The organism is Salinimicrobium oceani, assembly GCF_012037645.1.
Map to the genome: position 1 here is coordinate 1 of NZ_JAAVJR010001133.1, position 354 is coordinate 354.

The window sequence follows — 354 nt, forward strand, 5'->3', positions numbered from 1 at the left end:
CACCATTGGAAGCAAATCCAATTATGCACCTATGCAGCAACTTGTGGTGCAAATGAAGGATGAGCTGGAAAAGATCAAGGAACAACTATTAAACGTACTGTAATGGCAGACGGAAAACTGATCGTTTTTTCGGCTCCTTCAGGATCGGGAAAAACGACCATCGTGAAATACCTTTTAGCACAGGAAGAATTAAACCTGGAGTTTTCTATTTCGGCCACTTCCAGAGAACCAAGAGGAGCTGAGGTCCATGGGAAAGATTATTATTTCCTGAGCTTAAAAGAATTCAAGAGTAAAATCAAAAACGATGAATTCCTGGAGTGGGAAGAAGTTTACCGCGACAATTTTTACGGAACT

At 41.0% G+C, this 354-nt stretch carries 2 protein-coding genes; both read left to right on the forward strand.

The genetic code is table 11. The features are described from left to right. Positions 1 to 103: endoribonuclease YicC domain-containing protein (locus HC175_RS21130; protein WP_168139927.1), on the forward strand; the 103-nt coding region annotated here is incomplete at its 5' end. Further along, a partial coding sequence (locus HC175_RS21135; RefSeq protein ID WP_369074365.1) for a guanylate kinase occupies positions 103 to 354 on the forward strand: 252 nt, incomplete at its 3' end. The genes HC175_RS21130 and HC175_RS21135, both read left to right, overlap by 1 nt.